An 18,013-nucleotide genomic window follows, 5' to 3' on the forward strand; every position below is an offset into this window, starting at 1 on the left:
TATAAAAATATGAAACGTTATATTTCTTCTCTATCCTTCCTCTTTGTCTTTTCCTTCTTCTTGATGAATTGTGCTCAAGAAGATTTTGACATTCCAAAATTAGAATGCACCCAACCCGATTTAAAAGTCAACCAAACCGTAGCTCAGGTGAAAGCCAATGCTAATGCAATTGTAGCGCAATACCCCTATGACGATAGCATTGAAGCCTATGTGGTTTCAAGTGACGAAGGCGGGAATTTTTTCAAAAGCATTAGCTTTCAAACGTTGGCCACTCCTACTTCGCCAGCTATTGGTTTTAGTGTGCCTATCGATGCTACTAATTTGTACATCGATTTTCGATTGGGGAATAAAGTCTATCTTCAACTCAAAAATCAATATACCGACATCAATTTCGGCGGACTTAGAATTGGGTCAATTTATGTCAATTCCTATAACGAAGGGGGCGTGGGCAGACTTTCACAAAACGATTACAAAAAAGTGCTGTTCCCCTCCTGCACCATTATCGAGGAATCGCAATTGACCAAAGCCCTAACCATTCCTGAATTGTTGAATGACGCCAACTTAAACACTTTAGTCGAATTGCAAAACGTACAATTTACATCAGATGCTGTTGGGCGAAAATACTATGAAGAAAGCGAAGATATTGGCGGGGGTACCAATTGGAATTTGATGGATAAACTAGGGAATCAAGTTATTTTTAGAACCTCTAGTTTTGCCAATTTCGCCACCAAAACAGTCCCAAAAAGCAGCGGAAAAGTCAAAGGTATTTTGACCAAATTTGGCGCCGACTACCAACTCATCGCTCGTTCTGAAAAAGATGTAAACTTGACAGGTGCCAGTATCATACCCTTCTTCAAAGAAGATTTTGAAAAAGTAGTCGATAAAACCAATCTAAATTTACCCGGCTGGGCGAACTTAGCCCAAAAAGGAACGCCAGTGTGGAAAGGCACGGTTTACAATGGCAATGGGTACGCCGAGTTTGCGATTTCGGGAACCAAAGTGGTTTCGAATGTAGCTTGGTTAATTTCGCCTAAAATTGACCTTGATACCTATACCAATGAAATCTTGACCTTCCGTTCCGCCCAACATCATATCGATGTTGATTCGCCTCTGAACACCTTAGATGTTTTTATTTCCACGAATTTTGATGGCGTAAACATTGCCACCGCCACTTGGACTCCTTTAAAAGCCACAGTCCCCAAACAGGCTACTCCTTGGTACCAATTCATAGGCTCGGGAGCCATAGATTTAAGTGCGTTCAAAGGCAAAGTCAACATTGCTTTTCGCTACACTGGCTCAGGAAAAAATGCCGCACTAGACGGTGCTTTTATGGTGGATGATGTACAAATTTTTGGGGATAAGTAGACCTGCATAATTAATTAATTTTGCTATCAATAATTGGCTATTATTGAGGTATTTTTTTTTGACATTAATTACCTCCAAGTTTAGTTGGAAGGCTGAAATTTTAATTCTTTAAAGGTTTTAGCCAAAATTAGCTGCGTTTATTTGGCTAAAGCCAATGCTATCAATCCCAATAACTCCAGCTAAAGCTGGAGCCAATTGAAAGCAAGACAATCTGAATAGTTACAATAAAAAAAGCCAATAGTTGTTGTTTTTCAGAGCAAAAAATGCGGTGAATAACTTCTTTTTTCACCGCATCGTAGTTAACTATAGATGTTTTTTGTCTCAATTGTACCCACAAAGAAATGATTTTCTAAATCGCATTTACTAAAATCATTTTTGTATTTTGGTCGTCCCAAATCAAAACTAAACAAAAATGAAAACCTATTTCGCGGCCTTCGCTCTGATGGCTTTTTCGTATGGCTTACAAAGTCAAACCTTAGACAAATCGTTGCAATTAAAGCAAATTGCCGTAGTCAAAACCAATTTTAGAAACCTAAAAAGCGGTGAAGCGATTCACAAAACCTATGCTTTTGACAACGGAAAATTAACCACCATCAAAACCTCTGATGTGACCCAAAGTTTCTTTTATAACAAAAAAGGATTACTCGACCACACTGTAAAAGACCGCAACGGAAGCAATTGGAAAGAAGTAATTAGCTATGGTTATGACGCTGAAGACCGCTTGATTTTGTTTACCAAAAAATACGACGAAGACGGTAAATTTGTAACCAAAACCGTAACGTATACCTATGACGGCTCCCGAATTAAGCAAGTCACCAAAAAAAGTACCACCCAACAACTTTTTGTGGAAGAAGTCGATTTTGTAGTCGAAAACGGAAAGGTAGTTCGCCGCTCCGTTCGTGACCGAAACAAACAAATCATTCACAAAACCGAATTCTATTACGACAAAGAAAATCAAACCAAACAAACCGGACTTTTGGGCGACAAAACCATCAAGTATTTTGGTTATGACGACAAAGAATCGGCGAACTTGTTAATGGTAAAAAACATTTTTGGTCCCAATTACCAAGTGATTGTTCCTTTGGTTTCGTTCCAAGAAGAAGAATTTGAGTTTACGTTTATAAGTCCAAACAACGAATTAAAATTTACCTCAACTGCCAACACAATTGTTCGCGCAGGAACGTTCAAATACAATGCTCAAAATTATCCTTCTTCTTATTCCCTAATCGAAGACAGCGGAATGATTAAGACTGTAAAAACCTATACTTACGAACCAACATCGGTTTTTAACACAACAGCATCAGAAGTACAAAGCAAATGATTAAATTTGCGACTTATTTGATGCTATGTTAGAAAAAGAAAAAATAAATTTCGAAAAAACAGCTATCGTCGGGATTGTTACTCAAAATCAAAGTGAAGAGAAACTGAGTGAATACCTTGACGAATTAGAGTTTTTGACCTTTACTGCTGGTGGACAAGTAGTAAAACGCTTTTGGCAAAAAATGGACAAACCCAATCCCAAAACGTTTTTGGGTACAGGTAAAATAGACGAAATTCATCTTTTTGTAAAAGAAAATGACATTTCGACCTTGATTTTTGACGACGAATTAACGCCTTCGCAACAAAAGAATATCTCCAAAATTATCGACTGCAAAATCCTTGACCGTACCAATTTAATCTTGGATATTTTTGCGCAACGCGCCGAAACTTCTTATGCAAGAACGCAGGTAGAATTGGCACAATGCATCTATTTGTTGCCTCGTCTTTCGGGTTTATGGACGCACTTAGAACGACAAAAAGGAGGAATCGGGATGCGTGGTCCGGGAGAAACCGAGATCGAAACCGATCGACGTATTGTTCGTGATCGTATCTCGTTGCTAAAAGACAAAATCAAAACCATTGACAAACAAATGGGGATTCAGCGCAGCAATCGCGGCGCTATGGTTCGTGTCGCGCTGGTAGGATATACCAATGTTGGTAAATCTACCTTGATGAATGCGGTGGGCAAAAGCGATGTTTTTGTAGAAAACAAATTGTTTGCCACCCTAGACACTACCGTTCGAAAAGTGGTCATCAAAAACTTGCCTTTCTTGCTTTCAGACACCGTAGGATTCATCCGAAAATTACCAACACAATTGGTCGATTCGTTCAAAAGTACGCTAGACGAAGTCCGCGAAGCCGATTTATTATTACACATTGTGGATATTTCGCACCCTGATTTTGAGGACCACATCGCCTCTGTAAATCAAACCTTGTTAGACATCAAAGCCAATGACAAACCTACGCTAATGGTGTTCAACAAAATCGATGCTTACCAACATTTAACGATAGACGAAGACGATTTAATGACCGAAAAAACGCCACGTCACTTTACCCTCGACGAGTGGAAACAAACTTGGATGAGTCGCGTGGGTCACGAAAACGCCTTGTTCATCTCGGCCACCCACAAGGAAAACTTCGAGGAATTTAGAGAACGAGTATACGAAGCCGTGCGACAAATTCACATCACGCGCTTCCCCTACAACAAATTCTTGTATCCCGATTATAAGGATGCTATTGAGAAAGAAGAAAAAGAATAATACTAAAAAAGCCCTTTTGAGAACCATCAAAAGGGCTTTTTTTGTTACTAACGTCATCCAAATATATTCCAAATGCTTTTTTAATTCAAGTCTACATATTTATCATAAATCAAGGTTACAATACCCGAAGGATACGGTACAGTTGCCGAAAGAGACCATAAGGTTTCCATAGGTTGATTAGGAAATAAAGAAATCCCATCTCCAATAATTGTTGGAGCAATCGTCAATTGCATTTGGTCAATCAATTGGTGGTTTAAGAAAAAAGTAATCAACTCCCCTCCTCCTATTAGCCATATATCTTTATCGCATTCTAATTTTTTTTGGTTAACAAACTCAACGATGTCATTGGAGAGCAAAAAAGTATCAGGGGTGCTTACTGAAAAGTCCTGCTGCTGTGAAATTACATATGATTCGATTCCTTGATATGGCCAGTCCACTCCAAAACCAAGTATTTCCTCATAAGTACGTCTTCCCATAAACGCAACTCCTATTGTGTCATAAAAAGCTTGATATCCATAATCCGATTGATTAGGATTTGGAATGTTAAAAAGCCAATCTAAACTCCCATCATTTCGGGCAATTTTACCATCTATTGTGGTAGCGATATACAAAATTACTTTACTCATCAAGTGAAATATGTATCAACTCCTAAAACCCATAATTCACTCCTAAACCAAAAACTTGACGGGTTTGAAATCCCTGAAAAGCATTGTCGTCATAAATGGCCTGAAAATTCAAATTGGCTGATAGAAATTTATTAATTTTCATCACGATAGCCAATGAATAATCCATATCGACGTTTTGAGGGTCTTCTAAATAATTGGTGTAAAGATTCAGCGTATTCTCTGCCGAAACATTCGTCATTATATTGAACTTATAATAAGCCGAAGCATAAAAACCCAATTCGTAGCGCAAGCTTTTATTGGCATCAACGCCAAAATACGCTCCATCTACATAACCCGGTTGGGAGGTATAAAAATCGTCTACGAAGGTCATTTTAGAAGTAAGTGGCGCAAAATTCAAACGCAAATGGTCTCCTTTTTTCCAAAATAAACCAGGACCAAAAGTAAGATACCCAGGAGACAAAAAGTTGGTGTTTTCTGTTCTTATCTCAGCTCCATTGGCATCTTTTCCGTAAATATAACCACGGGTAAATTGAGTCCTGAAATTCAGAAACAACGAGTAATACCAATTCCCAAAAGCGTGTTGTCCAAGGGTAGAATTGAATTCGAAACGGTCATCGGTTTTTTTCTCAAAATCGGCATTTTTGGTTTGTAGTAAACCGTAAGATGCAATGATTTTGTTGTCCCAAGTCAGTTTGTCTTTTTTGTAGTTGAAATCATAGTTGATACCTAAATTTCCAGACAAGTTGTTTTCTCCACCTGCAATCCAGTTATTAAAATTGGACTGACTGAAAAGAAATGCAATATTTCCTTTTTTGCGCCAGCCGTTAGGCAAGGTATCATTGATATTTTTAACCGCCGCCTCGGTGTTTTTGATTAACTCTTTCTCGGTGTTTTGTGCCTGTACTTCAGCAACGGAATAAAGCAAAAACAGGGTAATTACAATGGCTCTCATTTCGTTTGGTTTTAAGGTTCTTACTCAAATGTAGTAAAAACCATTAAAACACTGAAAAATAAATGGTTATAAACTCCTAAAAATCATAACAAAAAGGAAAATTGTAGCTCCCTAACCCCGATTGCTTCGCCTGTTCGCTATCGCTCGGGTGCAGCGAAAATCCTTTTGTGCTGGGGTTCAGCACAAAAGATTACTTCGTCAGTTCGCTATCGCTCGGGTGCAGCGGATAGCGGGACTTTGCTTCCTGAAAATGCCCTTTGCTGGGGTTTCTAAAAACAATTAAGGTTTTGGTCTTTTGTACAAAGGCACTGCAGAACAAGCCTCGCCATACATAATGCTTTTGGCCAAAGGTTGCAGTTTTTGAATGGCGGCTATGTAAGCACTCTCTGGAACGGGCTTTTTGGAACAGCCCTTTAGTATTACTGCCTTATCCAAATAGTCTGAATAATCTATCGTATTCAAGACCTCGAGATACAAGGCTGTGTTTAGTTCAGGAACGGTTCCCAATACTACTTTCTTGGCATAAGGCACCAAATAAGTAGCTGCCAATATGCAGGCCCAAGCAGGAACAATAGCATCTGTACCACAATATACTGCCACATAATGGTCTTGATATTGGGTCCAATCGTGTTGCTTTAATGCTTGTCTATACTCTGTTTCTTTGAGTAAGAATCCTTCGACTAGCCATTGTGATATGTCTATTTGAGAACGAATACCAACAGGCCAATAATCTTCTAAATCAAAAACTTGTAACGAACTGTTCGCTACTTTATTAATTATTTCGTCCATCTTTTTAAATTAGTAGTCAGTGGTCAGTCTTTAGTGGTCAGTAAGACTGGGTACTAAAGACTGACAACTGAGCACTTTTTATTAAAGCATTCCCAATTCTAATTTAGCTTCTTCGCTCATTAAATCCTTGCTCCAAGGTGGGTCGAAGGTGATTTCTACATCGGCATCTTTTACGTGCTCAATCGATTTGATTTTCTCTTCTACTTCTCTTGGTAAACTTTCTGCAACAGGGCAATTTGGTGAAGTTAAAGTCATCAAGATTTTTACTTCATAATCGGTATTGACCATCACGTCATAAATCAATCCCAATTCATAAATGTCTACTGGAATCTCTGGGTCGTAAATCGTTTTTAATTTCTTTACGATAGCTTCTCCTAACTCTGCGGTGTTTATTTCTTCTGTCATTTTTTTGTTACTTACTTACTCATAAGAGTAGTTTATTAATTTTTTTGTGTATTCTAATGAAATGATTTTTTTGACTCCAAACTTATTGTTTGAAAAAAATTCATCAGGTACAATTCTTTTATTTAATTCTTTATTTAATTCCACATTATTAGTGAATGCTTTGTCTTCCGTTTGAAAAGTATAAGATCCTTTTATTTCAAAAGGATCAGTAAAAACAATAGTTCTAAATACTTCACTAAATACTTTTCTATAGGAGACCCTTGGATAGATTATCTCTATTTTCTTTTTCTTGTAGTCTACTATCATCTTGTATTTAAACTTATAAAATTTTTCATTTAAATAATGAAAAATTTGTTCTAATTCTTTACTAGATCTAGTTATTGTGTAGACTGTTTTCTCTTGATTTACATCAAAAACCCCTTCGATTTGTTGTGTATTATGATATATAATTGATGTAATCTTTTTTTTATCCTCTTTTGACAAAGTTTTATAAGCAATAAAAGCGGTCTTTTGAGAATCATCAGCTCTCGCTTTAATCAACTCATATTTCAGGTTTGGAAAATGAAATTTTATCAAAGAAGTATCGGCGTAAATACCTTTTTCGTCTAGACTAAAATTGCTGGTTTGACTATAACTAAAATGAATTTTAGAAAATGAAACCGAATCCTTCTCTTGAGCGTGCGCAAGGATAGAAAATAAAACTAAAATCAATTTTTTCATACACTATTTTTTCGCATCAAACGCCAAAGCATACATTTTGATGTTTTTAATCATCGACACCAAACCATTAGCTCTTGTTGGTGATAAATGTTCTTTGAGTCCAATTTCATCAATAAAATCCATATCGGCATTCAAGATATCAGCAGGTTTTTGGTTCGAGAAAGCGCGTATTAAAATGGCGATAATCCCTTTGGTCAAAATTGCATCACTATCAGCGGTAAACACAATTTTATCTCCGTTTTGCTGACCCTGTAACCAAACTTTCGACTGGCATCCTTTGATTAAATTATCATCGGTTTTGGCTGCTTCTTCTATTAAAGGTAAATTTTTTCCTAGTTCAATAATGTATTCGTAACGCTGCATCCAGTCGTCGAACATTGAAAATTCATCTACAATTTCGTCTTGTATTTCTTTGATACTCATGCTTATTTTTCGCTATATGAAACTAATAAAGTTACTATTTTTTCTATATCTTTTGGGGGAAATCCGTGGTCAAAACTTTTGGAGATGTAAGCCTTTCCACCAGCTGAAATGGCTAGGTTGGCAATGGCTGCTCCATCATATAATCGCTTTGCCGTTGGGGCTTTCAATGAGGGTACTTTTTCTAAATTCATTACAGAAAAAATGCTTTCTAACTCCTTCATTTCTTGTGCTGTCAGCGCAACTTCATAAGGCTTTTCGTTCCTACCTTTGATGACCCAAACTTTTTGATTTTCCATCCAAACACTCAAATATACTCCTCTAGAATGCGCAGTATACGTAATGGATGAAGTGCTAAAATCATTGATTTTTTGACTTTTACAACTACTCATGATAACAAAAATAAAAATCAATTGACTAATCCACTTCATCTTTTTTAGGTGTTTATGACAGCATCATTTTGGCTTTTTTTACCGCCTCCACTAAGCTATCGATTTCTTCTTTGGTGTTATAAAACGAAAAAGACGCTCGAATCGTTCCCGGAATTTCAAAGAAATTCATAATTGGTTGGGCACAATGGTGTCCGGTTCGAACGGCTATTCCTAATTTATCGATAATGGTTCCAATATCGTAAGGGTGAATCCCATCTATATTAAAAGAAATTACCGAAGTTTTATTTTCTGAAGTCCCATAAATTCGCAAGCCTTCTATTTCAGATAATCGTTGTGTACCGTATTCTAAAAGTGCCAACTCTTGCGCTTGAATGTTTTCAAAACCTATTTCATTCATATAATCTACCGCAGTTCCAAGGACAATTCCTCCAGCAATATTAGGCGTTCCCGCTTCGAATTTATGTGGTAAATCGGCATAAGTGGTTTTTTCAAAAGTCACCTCTTTGATCATTTCGCCTCCACCTTGATAGGGTGGCAATTTATTCAACCAAGCTTCTTTTCCATACAAAATTCCTGTACCTGTTGGCCCACACATTTTATGTCCCGAAAAAGCATAAAAATCACAATCCAAGGCTTGTACATCGGGTTTCAAATGCGGTACCGCTTGCGCTCCATCAATAAACACTGCGGCACCAAATTCATGCGCTTTATCAATAATGTATTTTATGGGATTAATCGTTCCTAAAGCGTTAGAGATATGATTTACCGTAACGATTTTGGTTTTTTCGGATAGTAATTCATCAAATGTAGACAAAATTAATTCTCCTTTTTCATTCATTGGAATAACCTTTAGCGAAGCGCCTGTTCTCTCGCAAAGCATTTGCCAAGGCACAATATTACTATGATGCTCTAAAGCAGACACCAATACCTCATCGCCTGATTTTAATAGAGAAGCAAACCCATTCGCTACCAAATTCACACCATGAGTCGTACCTGAAGTAAACAAAACTTCGTGGGCATGCTTGGCATTGATATGGTGTTGCATTTTCCCTCTGGACAATTCGTAAGCATCAGTCGCTAATTGGCTCAAGGTATGTACGCCACGATGAATGTTGGCGTTGATTTCTTGGTAATACTTAGCAATAGCATCAATAACTACTTGTGGCTTTTGCGAGGTCGCTCCGTTATCGAAATAAACCAAAGGTTTTCCATTTACTTTTTGAGAAAGTATCGGAAAATCGGCTCTTATTTTTTGAAGGTCTAACATGGCTTAATTTAGAATTTTTCTAAATACAAAAGTAGTGAAACTGTAGCTAATTATTAGCAAACAGTTGTTAATAAAAATCAAACAGAAAAGGCTCAAAACAAGTAATCAAGTTGTTTCTGATTATTGAAACAATGAAGCCTACTTTTTACTACATTGCTTAAAAATAACATTTTATGAAGAATATAATAAAAAGTATCGGAATCCTTCTTTTGCTCGTTCTTGGGTATATTGGATATACCACCTATCCTCAACTCGATTTAATCTCTGGTTTTTCGGCCAAAAGTATGGCTTCGGGGCATTTTATTGACCACCGCTCACAAGAGATGATCGAAAAAGGAGATAATGACATTAACCTCATTGATCTTGCCAAAAATGAAATCGATGACAAAGCTAAAACTGCCACTTCATCTGTTTACGGATTAAAAACCAGAAAAGCGATTTATCGAGAAGGTTTAGGGGCTACCTTAATCAATGATGATTTCGATATTTCAAAACCCTATTTGGTACCAAAACGCAAGGTTACAAAAAACAATTTGCCCTTTCCCTATGGAAATGAGGAACCCAAAGACACTGTTTTTGCTAATGTTGATTATGCAAAACTAAATGCAGCAGTAAACAACGCTTTCGATCCAAAAGGACAAAAGAAAAAAAGATCAAGAGCGGTTTTAGTAATTTATAAAGACCAAATTATTGCCGAAAAATACGATACTGGATTTACCAAAAACAGTAAAATTTTGGGATGGTCTATGACTAAAAGTATCACTGCAACGTTTTTTGGGATACTTCAAAAACAAGGAAAATACGACATCAACAAACCCGCTCCAATTCCCGAATGGCAAAAGGATGAACGAAAAAAAATCACGACCAACGATTTGTTGCATATGAATTCTGGATTGGAATGGGAAGAAGCCTATGATAAAATATGCGACGCTACTAAAATGTTATTCATAGCAGAAGATATGGGACGTGTACAGCTTGAAAAACCAGCCGCCTTCGCTCCCAATACCCATTGGAATTACTCCTCGGGAACTAGTAATTTATTGTCTTATATCTTGCGTAAGCAGTTCAAAACCCATCAAGAGTATTTGGATTTTTGGTATGCACAATTGATTGATAGAATTGGAATGCATTCTATGCTAATTGAAACCGATATGGTTGGGAATTATGTTGGATCCTCCTATGGATGGGCTACCGCAAGAGATTGGGCCAAGTTTGGATTATTGTATTTGCATAAAGGCAACTGGAATGGCGACCAAGTATTTGATGAAGGTTGGGCTAAGTATGTAGCGACACCTACCAACGGATCTAAAGGTGATTATGGAGCGCACTTTTGGCTAAATGCAGGCGGTCATTTCCCAGCGGCGCCACGTGATATGTACTCTTGCAATGGCTACCAAGGACAAAAAGTATTCATTATCCCGTCTTTGGATTTGGTTATTGTTAGAATGGGATTAAGCGACGAAGGAAAATATGATGTAAATGAATTACTAAAAGGAGTGATTGGTAGTTTTAAGAAGTAACACCTACCCTATTTAACCACAAACCCGACAACTATCTAAAATTGTCGGGTTTGTGGTTTTGATATTATTTTATTCCGAGTAAATCTTTCTTCAATTGTTCGTCTACTGGATTGTTAGAAAGCCAAATTCCAAATAATGCAATTTTAAAATCAATCCCTGGAACGGTCCCTTTTAATTCATCATTTTTATACACATACACCGAGGCATCTGCCGGATTATATATCAAATTGAATACGTCATTCTCGACAATTGGTTCCGATAAAAAGCTTTTAAATTTTTCAATTCTTGGTCGTAATGCCTCTAAATTGGCTCCTGCCGAACGTTCAAATCCATTATTAAAATTTCGTGTTAATTTTCCTGAGGAAACCATAGCGGAAGTAATTTGGATACGAATAGCCATTTCGGTATTACTTTGCATCACTTCAAAAGGTTTGTCACTATAAAAAGATTGATAAAGTGCCTGAACATAAACATCTACCCACATTTTCGATCGAACACCAAAACCACTTAATTCCATTACTTTTCCTTTAAATTCAAGTGTTCTAGGGATAATTACACCATTAGCCATAAAGGTATTTTGGGCTGAAACAGAAGTAAATATAAAAGCAACAAACAATACGGATAAAATCATTTTTCTCATATATGTAAAATTTATTGGTTGAACTTTTTAGAATACTCCGTCTTTTGTTTTTTGACAACAGTTAAAGGAAAGTTGTAATGACGAATATATTTTGACATATTAAATCTATACTCTAAAACTATGTTTAGGCAATTGATAAAAATTTTGCTTTAAATTAAGAATAAAAAAATATTCCTGCTCTAAAAATACTAAATTTTTAATACTGATGATTTTATGTTAGAAAAAATTGGCCTTTAGTCTTGTAAATCTTTAATTTTTTGATCTACAGTACCCACTTCAAACAAACGCATAATTTTGAATAAAAAAACAGGGATTCCGCCCAAATTAGTTATCAATTTTGCTTTTTGAGCAACTTTCCCATCTCTAATTATAATGGATTTCTCAGCCTCATTTCCCTCAAGAGGAGCTAATTCAAGAGCATATTTCCATGCGCCTTCTCGGGCTTTTTGCATACTGAAATCGATAAGAAAGGTGTCGATGGATTTTGTTTTTTCTAGAATCCACTTTAAAATTGGCCAAACTTCGGTCAAATCCTTCTCGACATCGGCCACCAAAGAAGATAAAATAGTGTTGATTGTATTGAAATCATTTTGCAAACTATGGATTTCGTCTTTTGGGCTTACTTGAGCCGCTGCAATTCCTAAATCAAGGTTGATGTGTGCGTTCATTCCGAGTAATAAATGCTGCAATACAATAATCCAATAATTCTCTGCCTCTACAAAAGCAGCTTCCCAAGATTTAGATGTAGTTTCCTTTGCCCGATATTGATAATACGCTTTGATATACCGATTAGCAAAAATTACGTCTAATTTTTCCATTCTTGGGCCGTTTTCGAAGGTTCCGTTTTGAATTCCTTCTTTTACTTTTTGTGTGACTTTGAGATAAAGTACTGCAAAATACCCTTTGGTCGATTTTTGTGTAATGGATTGTTGAATAATTTCTTGAAGCAATTGTATCACTTCGTCAATTGTGGCTGCTTGTGGAATCATCGATTATTTTTTATAAAATATTTATTATGAAAGGTTTAAGTTCATAATATTACAAAAAAATAATTTTCAAAAGAAAACCTATTCTTCAAGAATGAAAAAAAGGACAAAGTTTAAGGTTAAACTTTGTCCTTTTTGAGCGATTTAAAAGATATATTTCTTAAGATTTAGATTTACAAATCAAACCCTAGTTTTACGCCTAATTTATTAGCTATAATAGCGGTAATTCGTTTTTTAAGTTCAGGAATTTTGATGTTTTCGATTACTGCATTTGAGAAAGCGTACATCAATAATGCTTTGGCTTCTTTCTTTGGAATTCCACGTTGCTGCATGTAAAACAAAGCCGTTTCGTCTAATTGACCCACCGTACAACCGTGAGAACATTTTACATCGTCGGCAAAAATTTCTAACTGTGGTTTGGCATTAATCGTAGCTTTGTCGCTCAATAAGATATTATTGCTTTGTTGAAAAGCATTGGTTTTTTGTGCTTCTTTTTCAACAAACACTTTCCCATTGAAAACTCCAGTCGCGCGATCATTAAAAATGCCCTTGTAATCTTGAAAACTTTCGCAATTAGGTTGAGCATGGTGCACTAAAGTGTAATGATCTACGTGCTGCTTCTCTCCTATTATCGTAATTCCGTTTAACGTACTGGTAAGACGTTCACCAAAATGATAAAAGTTCAAATTGTTTCGAGTCAAATTACCGCCAAAAGAGAAGGTTTGTACAGAAACATGACTTTCTTGTTTTTGAGAAACGTAGGTATTATCAATTAGATTCGCTTCGGCAGCATCATTTTGAATTTTATAGTAATCTACAATAGCGCGTTTTGCTGCAAAAATTTCGGTAACTGAATTGGTCAATACCGCATTATCATTCAAACATTGGTGTCTTTCAATGATTTGCACATGCGAATTCTCGCCTACAATTACCAAATTACGTGGCTGAACCAACAAAGCTTTTTCGGAACCTGTAGAAAAATACATGATCTCGATAGGCTTATCAGCTACTTTACTTTTTGGAATATTGATGTAAGCACCTTCATTAGCAAATGCTGTATTTAAAGACGTCAATGACTCGTCTTTACTTGCAATTTGGTTAAAATAGGTATCAATAACCATTTTATATTTAGGCTTGTTTAATGCCGATGACATCAAACAAACATCAATTCCGTCATGGGTAGTAGAGGACAAATTTGAGCTAAATACTCCGTCTATAAAAACCACTTTATAGCTATCTATTTCGTGTAAAAAATATTTTTTTACATCTCTGTATTCAATCGTATTTTCGGTGTTTGGAAAAACGCTGAAATCATTTTTTAGAATAGCATTCAAGGAAGTATACTTCCAAGCTTCCTCTTTTTTGGTTGGAAAACCTTTATTTTCAAAGTTCTTTATCGCAGCAGTACGAATATCATGAAGATCCGTTTGGACATCAATCTTTTCTTCAAAAGCCATAAAGGACGATACTAATTTTTCTCTTAACATATTTCTAATTGTTTAAAGTTTAAGGTTTAAAAGTTTAAAGTTGTCATGGGATAACTTTAAACTTTAAACTTTAAACAAATTTTTAGGCTTCTTGTTCTTGTTTGATCCAATCGTATCCTTTTTCTTCTAGCTCATAGGCCAATTCTTTGGTACCCGATTTTACAATTTTACCATTGTATAAAACGTGTACAAAGTCTGGAACGATATAATCCAATAAACGTTGGTAGTGCGTAATCACAACAATAGCGTTTTTGTCGCTTTTTAGCTTGTTTACGCCATTCGCTACAATTCTAAGGGCATCGATATCCAAACCTGAATCTGTTTCGTCTAGGATGGCTAATTTTGGCTCTAACATCGCCATTTGAAAAATCTCGTTACGTTTTTTCTCACCACCTGAGAAACCTTCGTTTAAAGAACGAGATAAAAACTTGCGGTCAATTTCTAACAATTCTGATTTTTCGCGAATTACTTTCAACATTTCGTTGGCTGGCATTTCTTCTTTACCATTGGCTTTACGCGTTTCATTGATAGCCGTACGCATAAAATTGGTTACCGAAACTCCTGGAATCTCCACTGGATACTGAAAAGAAAGAAACACTCCTTTGTGCGCTCTTTCTTCAGGACCTAATTCAGCAATATCTTCGTTGTCTAGGATAATTTCTCCTTCGGTTACTTCATAGTTTTCGTTTCCAGCAATAATGGCCGAAAGGGTACTTTTTCCAGCACCGTTAGGTCCCATAATGGCATGCACTTCGCCAGCTTTTACCTCAAGGTTGATTCCTTTTAATATTTCTTTGTCGCCTATTGAGGCGTGTAAATTTTTTATTGATAACATTTTTCGAATGTGTTTTTTAATACTATATATATTTTAACCTACTGATCCTTCTAACGAAATTTCCAATAATTTTTGGGCTTCCACAGCAAACTCCATTGGTAATTTGTTCAAAACATCTTTACTAAACCCGTTTACAATCAAAGCAATGGCTTTTTCGGTTGGAATACCTCTTTGATTACAATAAAACACTTGATCTTCTCCAATTTTACTGGTAGTAGCCTCATGCTCTATTTTTGCTGTTGGATTTTTACTTTCGATATACGGAAAAGTATGTGCCCCACAGTTATTCCCCATCAATAATGAGTCGCATTGCGAAAAATTACGAGCATTTTCGGCTCTGGGGCTAATTTGTACTAAACCTCTATAGCTGTTTTGTGATTTACCTGCCGAAATACCTTTAGAAATAATAGTCGATTTGGTGTTTTTTCCCAAATGAATCATCTTAGTTCCTGTATCGGCTTGCTGGAAATTATTCGTTACTGCAATAGAATAAAATTCTCCTACTGAATTATCTCCTTTTAATACGCAAGAAGGATATTTCCAGGTCACAGCTGATCCTGTTTCTACTTGTGTCCAAGAAATTTTTGCATTGGTTTCACACAATCCTCTTTTGGTTACAAAATTGTACACCCCACCTTTACCTTCTTTGTTTCCAGGGAACCAGTTTTGTACGGTTGAATATTTGATTTCGGCATTATCTAAAGCAATCAATTCTACCACAGCTGCGTGCAATTGATTCTCATCACGACTTGGAGCCGTACAACCTTCTAGATAGGAAACATAACTTCCTTCATCGGCAATTACTAAAGTACGTTCAAATTGCCCGGTACCAGCTTGGTTGATTCGGAAGTACGTAGATAATTCCATCGGACAATGTACGCCTTTTGGAATGTAACAAAAAGAACCGTCTGAAAAGACCGCCGAGTTTAAAGCGGCATAAAAATTATCTTTTTGTGGTACAACTGTTCCTAAATATTTACGAACTAATTCTGGATGTTCTTTGATGGCTTCGGAAATGGAACAAAAGATAATTCCTTTCTCTGCTAAAGTATTCTTGAAAGTAGTGGCCACCGATACAGAATCGACAACGATATCCATAGCCACGTTGTTCATCATTTTCTGTTCATCCACAGAAATGCCTAACTTTTTATACATTTCCAATAATTCTGGATCAACATCGTCTAATGTCTTGTTAGGATCTACTGCTTTTGGTGCTGAATAATAAGAAATGGCCTGAAAATCTGGCTTTTCATAATGAACATTGGCCCATTCTGGTTCGATCATTTCTTGCCAAGCACGAAAAGCGTCGATACGCCAGTCGGTCATCCATTCAGGTTCTTCTTTCTTTTTAGAGATAGCTCTAACAATTTCTTCACTTAATCCAATAGGAAAAGTCTCAGAATCCAAATTGGTGTAAAATCCGTATTCGTATTCTTTATTTTCTAGTTCGATTTTTAAATCGTCCTCGGTATATTTACTCATATTTTTTTATTTATAGAGAAAAAGATTCTCCACATCCACAAGTTCTTTGTGCGTTTGGATTATTAAAAACAAAACCTTTTCCGTTTAATCCTCCTGAAAACTCTAGAGTTGTTCCAGCTAAATAAAGGAATGATTTTTTTTCTACTGCTATTGTAATGTCGTTATCTACAAATATTTTGTCATCTTCCCCTTTGGACTTGTCAAATTTTAAATCATAAGACAAACCAGAGCATCCGCCACTTTTTACTCCTACTCTCACGTAGTCGCTGGCAGCATCAAAACCATCTTCTTGCATTAAATCGATGATTTTCTTTTTGGCTGTATCAGAAACTTTTATCATGTGTTTGTTTTTAATGTTTAACTATCGCCCTTATTGCTTATAAATACTAATCAATAACAATATGTATTGCTTATGTTGATTTTGTCTAAATTAACTGCAAATGTATTACATTAAAAAGTTTTTGTCACGCTTGTTAACATTTTTATGATTGATGACTCGATAAGAAAAATTGATACCACCATTAATTTAAAAAATGATATATTTAGCCAATCGTATTTATTAACAAGAAAAATAACAAATCCAAAATGGAAGAAACAACTACCAAAAAACTTGAGTACCAATTGTCTTATACCGGAAAAGGTGGCGATTTTTTTAGCATCATTATTGTTAACTGGCTATTAACATTGATTACACTAGGTCTTTATTACCCTTGGGCCAAAGCCAAACAACTTAATTATCTGTATGGAGAAACCCATCTTAATGGTGACTCATTCGCGTTTCATGGTACAGGAAAAGAAATGTTTAAAGGTTTTATCAAAGCCCTACTTATCTTCGGAACACTTTATGGGTTGTTATTTTTATTTATTTACTTAGAAATTCCTGCTGTTGGGCTAATCATTTTTTACTTAGGCTTTTTGGCTCTTTTACCATTGGCTATACACGGATCATATCGTTATAGAATGTCTAGGACTTCATGGAGAGGGATTCGATTTGGCTACAGAGGGGATCGCAAAGAATTTACTTTAAATTTCTTCAAATGGATACTTTTAACATTTCTCACTTTAGGATTTTACAGCTTTTGGATGACAATTAATATGAGAAGATATGTTCTAGGAAATGTACGTTTTGGTGATGCTGAATTTAATTACAGTGGGGACGGAACAGATTATTTCTTTTTATTCATAAAAGGATACTTTTTGAGTATCATTACTTTTGGTATTTATATGTTTTGGTGGCAAAAAGACTTGTTTGATTACTATGTTTCCAATTTGAGTTTACACAAAGACGACAAAGAATTACAGTTGACCGCTACTGCTACTGGTGGAGATTTCTTTACATTAGGAATTACAAACCTTTTGATTTTAATTTTTACTTTAGGTCTTGGATATGCTTGGGTAGTTACAAGAACCCTAAAATATATTTTCGAACATATTGAAATTGAAGGAAATATCGATTTGGATAGTCTTACGCAAACTGAGGAAAACTTCAAAGATGCAACAGGCGAAGATATTAGTGACTTCTTAGATTTAGGATTTATTATTTAAAAA

The 18,013-nt window shown here is 35.9% G+C and carries 19 protein-coding genes; 5 read left to right on the forward strand and 14 right to left on the reverse strand.

Translation table 11 applies throughout. The features are described 5' to 3' along the window. Positions 1-9 precede the first annotated feature (9 nt). The 3 genes from ACZ1AQ_RS08155 (at position 10) to hflX (ending at position 3,944) form a co-directional block, all read left to right on the forward strand. Positions 10-1,365: a DUF5689 domain-containing protein gene (locus ACZ1AQ_RS08155; protein WP_489632428.1), complete on the forward strand. Its 1,356-nt coding sequence runs from the start codon at positions 10-12 to the stop codon at positions 1,363-1,365. 412 nt (positions 1,366-1,777) lie between these two features. Further along, the gene (locus ACZ1AQ_RS08160; RefSeq protein WP_489632429.1) at positions 1,778-2,686 is read left to right on the forward strand and encodes a hypothetical protein; all 909 of its coding nucleotides are present in this window, start codon (positions 1,778-1,780) and stop codon (positions 2,684-2,686) included. Between the two features lie 25 nt (positions 2,687-2,711). Beyond that, a complete protein-coding gene (gene hflX / locus ACZ1AQ_RS08165) occupies positions 2,712-3,944 on the forward strand; it encodes a GTPase HflX (protein WP_342692640.1) in 1,233 nt (410 codons plus the stop codon). A gap of 80 nt (positions 3,945-4,024) precedes the next feature. Here hflX and ACZ1AQ_RS08170 read toward each other — a convergent pair whose 3' ends face one another. The 8 genes from ACZ1AQ_RS08170 to ACZ1AQ_RS08205 form a co-directional block, all read right to left on the reverse strand. Next, a complete protein-coding gene (locus tag ACZ1AQ_RS08170; protein ID WP_489632430.1) occupies positions 4,025-4,570 on the reverse strand; it encodes a dihydrofolate reductase family protein in 546 nt (181 codons plus the stop codon). A 22-nt stretch (positions 4,571-4,592) separates the two neighbouring features. Then, complete coding sequence (locus ACZ1AQ_RS08175; RefSeq protein WP_489632431.1) at positions 4,593-5,522, reverse strand: DUF3078 domain-containing protein; 930 nt, start codon at positions 5,520-5,522, stop codon at positions 4,593-4,595. Positions 5,523-5,801: 279 nt separating this feature from the next. Continuing rightward, on the reverse strand, positions 5,802-6,311 hold the full coding sequence (locus ACZ1AQ_RS08180; RefSeq protein ID WP_315141317.1) for a DUF2480 family protein: 510 nt from the start codon (positions 6,309-6,311) through the stop codon (positions 5,802-5,804). Between the two features lie 81 nt (positions 6,312-6,392). Beyond that, positions 6,393-6,716 (reverse strand): SUF system Fe-S cluster assembly protein, encoded by a 324-nt coding sequence (locus ACZ1AQ_RS08185; RefSeq protein WP_159688849.1) that lies wholly within the window; start codon positions 6,714-6,716, stop codon positions 6,393-6,395. Between the two features lie 15 nt (positions 6,717-6,731). Further along, positions 6,732-7,436: a hypothetical protein gene (locus ACZ1AQ_RS08190; protein WP_489632432.1), complete on the reverse strand. Its 705-nt coding sequence runs from the start codon at positions 7,434-7,436 to the stop codon at positions 6,732-6,734. Positions 7,437-7,439: 3 nt separating this feature from the next. Continuing rightward, positions 7,440-7,859, reverse strand: coding sequence for a SufE family protein (locus ACZ1AQ_RS08195; RefSeq protein WP_489632433.1), 420 nt, complete (start codon positions 7,857-7,859; stop codon positions 7,440-7,442). A 2-nt stretch (positions 7,860-7,861) separates the two neighbouring features. Then, positions 7,862-8,287 (reverse strand): hypothetical protein, encoded by a 426-nt coding sequence (locus tag ACZ1AQ_RS08200; RefSeq protein WP_489632434.1) that lies wholly within the window; start codon positions 8,285-8,287, stop codon positions 7,862-7,864. A gap of 13 nt (positions 8,288-8,300) precedes the next feature. Then, positions 8,301-9,515 carry an aminotransferase class V-fold PLP-dependent enzyme gene (locus ACZ1AQ_RS08205; protein WP_489632435.1) on the reverse strand — a complete coding sequence of 405 codons (1,215 nt, stop codon included), beginning with the start codon at positions 9,513-9,515 and terminating at the stop codon, positions 8,301-8,303. Between the two features lie 173 nt (positions 9,516-9,688). Between ACZ1AQ_RS08205 and ACZ1AQ_RS08210 the strand changes: the two genes are divergently transcribed. Beyond that, the gene (locus tag ACZ1AQ_RS08210; protein WP_489632436.1) at positions 9,689-11,035 is read left to right on the forward strand and encodes a serine hydrolase domain-containing protein; all 1,347 of its coding nucleotides are present in this window, start codon (positions 9,689-9,691) and stop codon (positions 11,033-11,035) included. Positions 11,036-11,099: 64 nt separating this feature from the next. Here ACZ1AQ_RS08210 and ACZ1AQ_RS08215 read toward each other — a convergent pair whose 3' ends face one another. The 6 genes from ACZ1AQ_RS08215 to ACZ1AQ_RS08240 all read right to left on the reverse strand — a co-directional run bounded on the left by ACZ1AQ_RS08215 (position 11,100) and on the right by ACZ1AQ_RS08240 (position 16,805). Further along, the gene (locus ACZ1AQ_RS08215) at positions 11,100-11,675 is read right to left on the reverse strand and encodes a chalcone isomerase family protein (RefSeq protein WP_489632437.1); all 576 of its coding nucleotides are present in this window, start codon (positions 11,673-11,675) and stop codon (positions 11,100-11,102) included. 233 nt (positions 11,676-11,908) lie between these two features. Then, positions 11,909-12,664, reverse strand: a complete 756-nt coding sequence (locus ACZ1AQ_RS08220; protein WP_489632438.1) for a DUF5995 family protein — start codon at positions 12,662-12,664, stop codon at positions 11,909-11,911. A 170-nt stretch (positions 12,665-12,834) separates the two neighbouring features. Further along, positions 12,835-14,148 (reverse strand): Fe-S cluster assembly protein SufD, encoded by a 1,314-nt coding sequence (gene sufD / locus ACZ1AQ_RS08225; RefSeq protein ID WP_489632439.1) that lies wholly within the window; start codon positions 14,146-14,148, stop codon positions 12,835-12,837. 82 nt (positions 14,149-14,230) lie between these two features. Continuing rightward, a complete protein-coding gene (gene sufC, locus ACZ1AQ_RS08230) occupies positions 14,231-14,983 on the reverse strand; it encodes a Fe-S cluster assembly ATPase SufC (protein ID WP_315141340.1) in 753 nt (250 codons plus the stop codon). A gap of 33 nt (positions 14,984-15,016) precedes the next feature. Continuing rightward, positions 15,017-16,465, reverse strand: coding sequence for a Fe-S cluster assembly protein SufB (gene sufB, locus ACZ1AQ_RS08235; RefSeq protein WP_489632440.1), 1,449 nt, complete (start codon positions 16,463-16,465; stop codon positions 15,017-15,019). A gap of 10 nt (positions 16,466-16,475) precedes the next feature. Further along, a complete protein-coding gene (locus tag ACZ1AQ_RS08240; protein WP_342692653.1) occupies positions 16,476-16,805 on the reverse strand; it encodes a HesB/IscA family protein in 330 nt (109 codons plus the stop codon). A gap of 245 nt (positions 16,806-17,050) precedes the next feature. Here ACZ1AQ_RS08240 and ACZ1AQ_RS08245 point away from each other — a divergent pair, with 245 nt between their 5' ends. Then, a complete protein-coding gene (locus ACZ1AQ_RS08245) occupies positions 17,051-18,010 on the forward strand; it encodes a YjgN family protein (protein WP_489632441.1) in 960 nt (319 codons plus the stop codon). Positions 18,011-18,013: the final 3 nt, after the last annotated feature.

The organism is Flavobacterium sp. UM26 (genome assembly GCF_057922445.1).

Bases quoted from the DNA above. Each gene is read 5' to 3' on its own strand.
- ACZ1AQ_RS08190 (WP_489632432.1), bottom strand. From the start codon at position 7,436: ATGAAAAAATTGATTTTAGTTTTATTTTCTATCCTTGCGCACGCTCAA.
- ACZ1AQ_RS08240 (WP_342692653.1), bottom strand. From the start codon at position 16,805: ATGATAAAAGTTTCTGATACAGCCAAAAAGAAAATCATCGATTTAATG.
- ACZ1AQ_RS08180 (WP_315141317.1), bottom strand. From the start codon at position 6,311: ATGGACGAAATAATTAATAAAGTAGCGAACAGTTCGTTACAAGTTTTT.
- sufC (WP_315141340.1), bottom strand. From the start codon at position 14,983: ATGTTATCAATAAAAAATTTACACGCCTCAATAGGCGACAAAGAAATA.
- ACZ1AQ_RS08220 (WP_489632438.1), bottom strand. From the start codon at position 12,664: ATGATTCCACAAGCAGCCACAATTGACGAAGTGATACAATTGCTTCAA.
- ACZ1AQ_RS08195 (WP_489632433.1), bottom strand. From the start codon at position 7,859: ATGAGTATCAAAGAAATACAAGACGAAATTGTAGATGAATTTTCAATG.
- ACZ1AQ_RS08160 (WP_489632429.1), top strand. From the start codon at position 1,778: ATGAAAACCTATTTCGCGGCCTTCGCTCTGATGGCTTTTTCGTATGGC.
- ACZ1AQ_RS08205 (WP_489632435.1), bottom strand. From the start codon at position 9,515: ATGTTAGACCTTCAAAAAATAAGAGCCGATTTTCCGATACTTTCTCAA.
- ACZ1AQ_RS08245 (WP_489632441.1), top strand. From the start codon at position 17,051: ATGGAAGAAACAACTACCAAAAAACTTGAGTACCAATTGTCTTATACC.
- ACZ1AQ_RS08185 (WP_159688849.1), bottom strand. From the start codon at position 6,716: ATGACAGAAGAAATAAACACCGCAGAGTTAGGAGAAGCTATCGTAAAG.
- ACZ1AQ_RS08170 (WP_489632430.1), bottom strand. From the start codon at position 4,570: ATGAGTAAAGTAATTTTGTATATCGCTACCACAATAGATGGTAAAATT.
- ACZ1AQ_RS08175 (WP_489632431.1), bottom strand. From the start codon at position 5,522: ATGAGAGCCATTGTAATTACCCTGTTTTTGCTTTATTCCGTTGCTGAA.
- ACZ1AQ_RS08215 (WP_489632437.1), bottom strand. From the start codon at position 11,675: ATGAGAAAAATGATTTTATCCGTATTGTTTGTTGCTTTTATATTTACT.
- ACZ1AQ_RS08155 (WP_489632428.1), top strand. From the start codon at position 10: ATGAAACGTTATATTTCTTCTCTATCCTTCCTCTTTGTCTTTTCCTTC.
- sufB (WP_489632440.1), bottom strand. From the start codon at position 16,465: ATGAGTAAATATACCGAGGACGATTTAAAAATCGAACTAGAAAATAAA.
- hflX (WP_342692640.1), top strand. From the start codon at position 2,712: ATGTTAGAAAAAGAAAAAATAAATTTCGAAAAAACAGCTATCGTCGGG.
- ACZ1AQ_RS08210 (WP_489632436.1), top strand. From the start codon at position 9,689: ATGAAGAATATAATAAAAAGTATCGGAATCCTTCTTTTGCTCGTTCTT.
- ACZ1AQ_RS08200 (WP_489632434.1), bottom strand. From the start codon at position 8,287: ATGAAGTGGATTAGTCAATTGATTTTTATTTTTGTTATCATGAGTAGT.
- sufD (WP_489632439.1), bottom strand. From the start codon at position 14,148: ATGTTAAGAGAAAAATTAGTATCGTCCTTTATGGCTTTTGAAGAAAAG.